Source organism: Streptomyces plumbidurans, from assembly GCF_019857225.1.
Lineage (GTDB): Bacteria > Actinomycetota > Actinomycetes > Streptomycetales > Streptomycetaceae > Streptomyces > Streptomyces plumbidurans.
On the sequence record NZ_JAFJSY010000127.1, the window covers coordinates 1 to 4,463 of the forward strand.

Here is a 4,463-nt window from a genome sequence, read left to right on the forward strand (position 1 = left end):
CCCGCGCCCGACGCACCACTTCAGAGCCAGGCGGCAAACTCCAGCAAAAGCTCCGCGTCCTTCGAGCGCCCCACCCGCAGCGCCCGCACCCCCGACTCCACGGCCCGGAACAACGTCCACCCCCGCAGCCGCTCCTGATCCACGTACAGCGACTCCGCCAGCCGCTTGACCCGCCGCCGCGTCGTCGCCGCCCCCGACGGCGTGGCGATCAGATCCTCCACCCGGTCGCGCACCAGCCGCGCCAGGTCGAAGGCGCACTCACCGACCACCGGATCGGGCCCGACCGCCAGCCACGGCGTCCGCTCCCCGGCCAGCACCTTGCTCTGCCGGAACGTCCCGTGCAGCAGCCGCTCCTCGGGCGGCGCCGCCAGCAGCGAACCGCGTGCCTCCACCGCCGCGTCGACCAACGACGCGACCTCACCGAACTCCGGCACCGTCGCCCGCATCGCCTCGGCCTGCCGCCCGGTCCGCTCGGCCACCGTCTCGAAGGGGTGCCCGGCCGGGGGCTCGACCCACAGCCGCCGCAGCGTGCCCGCCGCCTCCAGCAGCGCCTTGGCCTCCGGCAGCGACCGCACCGACACCTCCGGATGCAGCCGCTCCAGCAGCAGCACCCCCTCCGTGGTGCGGGGCTCCAACAGCCGTACGGCACCCAGACCGTCCCAGTGCGCGAGCGCGGCCCGCTCGCTCTCCGGGCGGGCCCGCGGCGGGGCGAGCTTCAGTACGGCGGGGGTGCCGTCCGGCCGGCGCACCAGCACGACCAGGCTGCTGCGTCCGCCGGGCACCTGCACGCGCTCCACGGTCAACTCGCGTAGCGCGACGGCCTGCTGCGCCGTTTCGGGCAGCTTCTCCAGCCAGTCGTCGCCCTGGGGTGCCGTCTCGCCGAGCGCCCTGACCAGACGCTGCGGCGGTTCGAAAGCCATACGCGAGTCGTTCCCTTCAGTACGGGTCACGCCGTGGGCGTCGGCGAGGCGGAGGCCGTGGCCGCCCGCTCGGCGAGCCCAGGGAAGGCTACGCTCTCGCCGTTCCAGCGCACCGCCCGCACCGCCGCCTCCCGCAGCGCCTCGGCGGCCGAGCGCCGCTGCTCGCCCCCGGTGGCCCGCACCAGGTCGGAGTAGACCCCGGCCACCCGGTCCTCCAACTCGGCCGCCAACCGCACGGCGTCGTCCGAGTCCGACACCGCGAACGGCAACGCGTACCCGGCCGCCGCCGCCACCGGCACCGCCCCCAGATCCCGGATCTCCCGAGTCAGCGCATCCCGCCGGGCCCGGTGCGCGTCGTAGGCCGCGCGCGCCTGAGCCCGCCGCCCCTCGCTGATCCGCCCGCCGACGACGCCGTACCCGTAGACGGCGGCGTGCTCGGCGGCGAGCGCCGCTTGCAGGGCCGTCAGCCGCTGCTTGTCCGTCTTGTCGCTCACCGTGCGTCCTCCGTCAGCAGATACGCGTGTGCCGCGCCGGCTGCCGCCACCGAGGCCAGCAGTCGTGCCAGTTCGGGCGGCAGGTCCGCGAGGGCCGTCAGGCGGCGGTCGGACAGGGTCCGTTCGGCGGCGGCGAGTTCGGACAGTGCGGCCTTCTCGGTCGTCGGCGTGGGCGGGGCGCCGGACGGCGACGGCGCTGCCGGCGTCCCGGTGGCGCCCTTCGTGACCGTCCCGCCGAACGCCTCCGCATGGCGCACCACCTCGGCCCGCAGCGGCCCCAGTCGCCCGGCCACCGCCGGATGCGCGGCGATCACGGCGTCGTAGCGCCCGAGCAGCCCCACGCTGTCCCGCGCCGCGAGCGCCCGCGCCTTCCGGGTGACCGACTGGCTGCCGGAGGTGCTCTCCTCGGAGCCCCCGGACCCGTCGGAGCAGCCCGCCAGCAGGGCGCCACCGGCGACCGAGGCGAGCAGGGACCTTCTGCGTGGCCCCGAGGGGACCGAAGAGCGTAGGGGGTACGACACGGCTGACGTCCTCGGGGGGTGCGTACGAACACATGGGCGGTAACCGCCGTTGATCACGGTACCCGCGAAGTGGCCCACTTGACGTCACCGGATCGACCGGCGTCCCCGCCTCCGGAGGCGGACGCAACACCCTCCGCGACCGGATACCCTTTGACCAGACACGCGACCTTCCCACAACAGCACACGCGGCCGAGGAGTCACCCGGATGAGCACCACCCAGAGCGAAAGGCTGCGAGAGCTCCTGGAACCGCTCGTCACCGCCCAGGGGCTGGATCTCGAAGAGATCGCAGTGGACTCCGTAGGGCGCAAGCGCGTGCTGAGCGTCGTCGTCGACTCCGACTCCGGTGCCGACCTGGACCAGATCGCCGATGTGAGCCGTGCGCTCTCGGCGAAGCTCGACGACACGGACGCGATGGGCGAGGGCGAGTACACCCTCGAGGTCGGAACCCCGGGCGCGGAGCGCCCCCTCAAGGAACACCGGCACTATGTGCGCGCGGTGGGCCGCCTGGTGAAGTTCCAGCTGAGCCCCGGCGGGGAACTGGTGGCCAGGATCCTGCAGGTCGACGACGAGGGCCTCGACCTCGAGGTGCCCGGCGTCAAGGGCCGCAGGCCCACCAGCCGCAGAATCGCCTTCTCCGAGGTCGACAGGGCGCGCGTGCAGGTCGAGTTCAACCGCAAGGACAACGAGCCCAATCAGAAGGAAGAGGAGGCGTAGCCGTGGACATCGACATGAGTGCCCTGCGGGGCTTGGTACGGGAGAAGGAGATCTCCTTCGACCTGCTGGTCGAGGCGATCGAGTCGGCCCTCCTCATCGCCTACCACCGCACCGAGGGAAGCCGCCGCCACGCGCGCGTGGAGCTCAACCGGGAGAGCGGCCATGTGACCGTGTGGGCGAAGGAGGACCCCGACGACCTCGACGAGGGCCAGGAGGCCCGCGAGTTCGACGACACCCCGTCCGGCTTCGGCCGTATCGCCGCCACCACCGCAAAGCAGGTCATCCTGCAGCGGCTGCGCGACGCCGAGGACGACGCGACGCTCGGCGAGTACGCCGGCCGCGAGGGCGACATCGTCACCGGAGTGGTCCAGCAGGGCCGCGACCCGAAGAACGTGCTCGTGGACATCGGCCGGCTCGAGGCCATCCTGCCGGTGCAGGAGCAGGTGCCGGGCGAGACGTATCCGCACGGACTGCGACTGCGCTCGTACGTCGTACGAGTGGCCAAGGGCGTCCGCGGCCCCTCCGTCACCCTTTCGCGCACCCACCCCAATCTGGTGAAGAAGCTCTTCGCCCTGGAGGTGCCGGAGATCGCCGACGGCTCGGTGGAGATCGCCGCGATCGCCCGCGAGGCGGGCCACCGCACCAAGATCGCCGTCCGTTCCACCCGTTCGGGCCTGAACGCCAAGGGCGCCTGCATCGGCCCCATGGGCGGCCGGGTGCGCAATGTGATGGGCGAGCTGAACGGCGAGAAGATCGACATCGTCGACTGGTCGGACGACCCGGCCGAGATGGTGGCGAACGCGCTGTCGCCGGCGCGGGTCTCCAAAGTCGAGGTCGTCGACCTCGCCGCCCGCTCCGCGCGCGTGACGGTGCCGGACTACCAGCTGTCGCTGGCGATCGGCAAGGAAGGGCAGAATGCCCGGCTCGCGGCCCGGCTGACCGGCTGGCGGATCGACATCCGCCCGGACACCGAGCAGGCCCCGGAGCAGCGCGGGGAATAGATCCGAGCCGTCCGTGGCTGAGATCACGACAGTTGTGTGCGCGGAGCTGTTCGATTTTTGCCCCGAAGGGGTGAGGTCGCTACGGGGAGGTAGACTTAGGAGTGTCTGGCCGGACGCGAGCCCGCGCATGCCCTGAGCGCACCTGTGTGGGGTGCAGGCAGCGAGCGGCCAAGAAGGACCTGCTGCGCATCGTGGCGATCGAGGGTGAATGCGTCCCCGATCATCGCGGTACGCTGCCCGGCCGGGGTGCGTATGTGCATCCCGCCCTGGTCTGTCTCGACCTGGCGGTACGCCGCCGGGCGTTCACGCGGGCGCTGCGCGCCCCGGGAGCGCTCGACACAAAGGCGTTGCGCCTCTATGTCGAGCAGGCAACACCGTAAGACGCGTCGTACGGAACCCCCGTGCGGCCCTGGTACCCCGCGAGTTGGAAGTAGGTCGAGATTGCGATGAGCACTCGATGAGCACGCGATGAGTACGCCCATGAAGTAGCGACGGTCCGGACGCACCCGGACCTAAAAGGAGCGAAGTGGCTAAGGTCCGGGTATACGAACTCGCCAAGGAGTTCGGGGTTGAGAGCAAGGTCGTCATGGCCAAGCTCCAGGAACTCGGTGAATTCGTCCGTTCGGCGTCTTCGACCATCGAAGCGCCCGTTGTCCGCAAGTTGACGGACGCCCTCCAGCAGGGCAACGGAGGCGGCAAGCCCGCCCCCGCACGCAAGGCTGCCCCGGCCAGGCCGGCGGCACCCTCTCCCGCGCAGGCCGCCCGTCCGGCTGCCCCGCGCCCGCCGGCCCCCAAGCCGGCCGCCGCCGAGA

General features: G+C 72.0%; 7 protein-coding genes. 4 read left to right on the top strand and 3 right to left on the bottom strand.

The annotated features are described in order from the left end of the window. Positions 1 to 20 precede the first annotated feature (20 nt). From JYK17_RS38880 to JYK17_RS38890, 3 genes are read right to left on the bottom strand one after another with little or no spacing between them, the layout of a single operon-like run. The gene (locus tag JYK17_RS38880; protein ID WP_108016031.1) at positions 21 to 920 is read right to left on the bottom strand and encodes an aminoglycoside phosphotransferase family protein; all 900 of its coding nucleotides are present in this window, start codon (positions 918 to 920) and stop codon (positions 21 to 23) included. Positions 921 to 946: 26 nt separating this feature from the next. Then, positions 947 to 1,414, bottom strand: coding sequence for a ferritin-like domain-containing protein (locus tag JYK17_RS38885; RefSeq protein ID WP_108016030.1), 468 nt, complete (start codon positions 1,412 to 1,414; stop codon positions 947 to 949). Then, complete coding sequence (locus tag JYK17_RS38890; protein WP_222812246.1) at positions 1,411 to 1,935, bottom strand: hypothetical protein; 525 nt, start codon at positions 1,933 to 1,935, stop codon at positions 1,411 to 1,413. The genes JYK17_RS38885 and JYK17_RS38890 overlap by 4 nt, the downstream gene beginning before the upstream one ends. Before the next feature lie 205 nt (positions 1,936 to 2,140). On the opposite strand from JYK17_RS38890, the gene rimP reads away from it, so the two are divergent. The 4 genes from rimP to JYK17_RS38910 form a co-directional block, all read left to right on the top strand. After that, a complete protein-coding gene (gene rimP, locus JYK17_RS38895) occupies positions 2,141 to 2,650 on the top strand; it encodes a ribosome maturation factor RimP (RefSeq protein ID WP_108016028.1) in 510 nt (169 codons plus the stop codon). Between the two features lie 2 nt (positions 2,651 to 2,652). Then, positions 2,653 to 3,651 (top strand): transcription termination factor NusA, encoded by a 999-nt coding sequence (nusA, locus tag JYK17_RS38900; RefSeq protein WP_108016027.1) that lies wholly within the window; start codon positions 2,653 to 2,655, stop codon positions 3,649 to 3,651. Between the two features lie 101 nt (positions 3,652 to 3,752). Beyond that, entirely contained in the window at positions 3,753 to 4,031 is a 279-nt protein-coding gene (locus JYK17_RS38905; RefSeq protein WP_181362675.1) for a YlxR family protein, read from the top strand. A 146-nt stretch (positions 4,032 to 4,177) separates the two neighbouring features. Further along, a partial coding sequence (locus tag JYK17_RS38910) for a translation initiation factor IF-2 N-terminal domain-containing protein (RefSeq protein ID WP_222812247.1) occupies positions 4,178 to 4,463 on the top strand: 286 nt, incomplete at its 3' end.

Bases quoted from the DNA above. Each gene is read 5' to 3' on its own strand.
- JYK17_RS38880 (WP_108016031.1), bottom strand. From the start codon at position 920: ATGGCTTTCGAACCGCCGCAGCGTCTGGTCAGGGCGCTCGGCGAGACG.
- rimP (WP_108016028.1), top strand. From the start codon at position 2,141: ATGAGCACCACCCAGAGCGAAAGGCTGCGAGAGCTCCTGGAACCGCTC.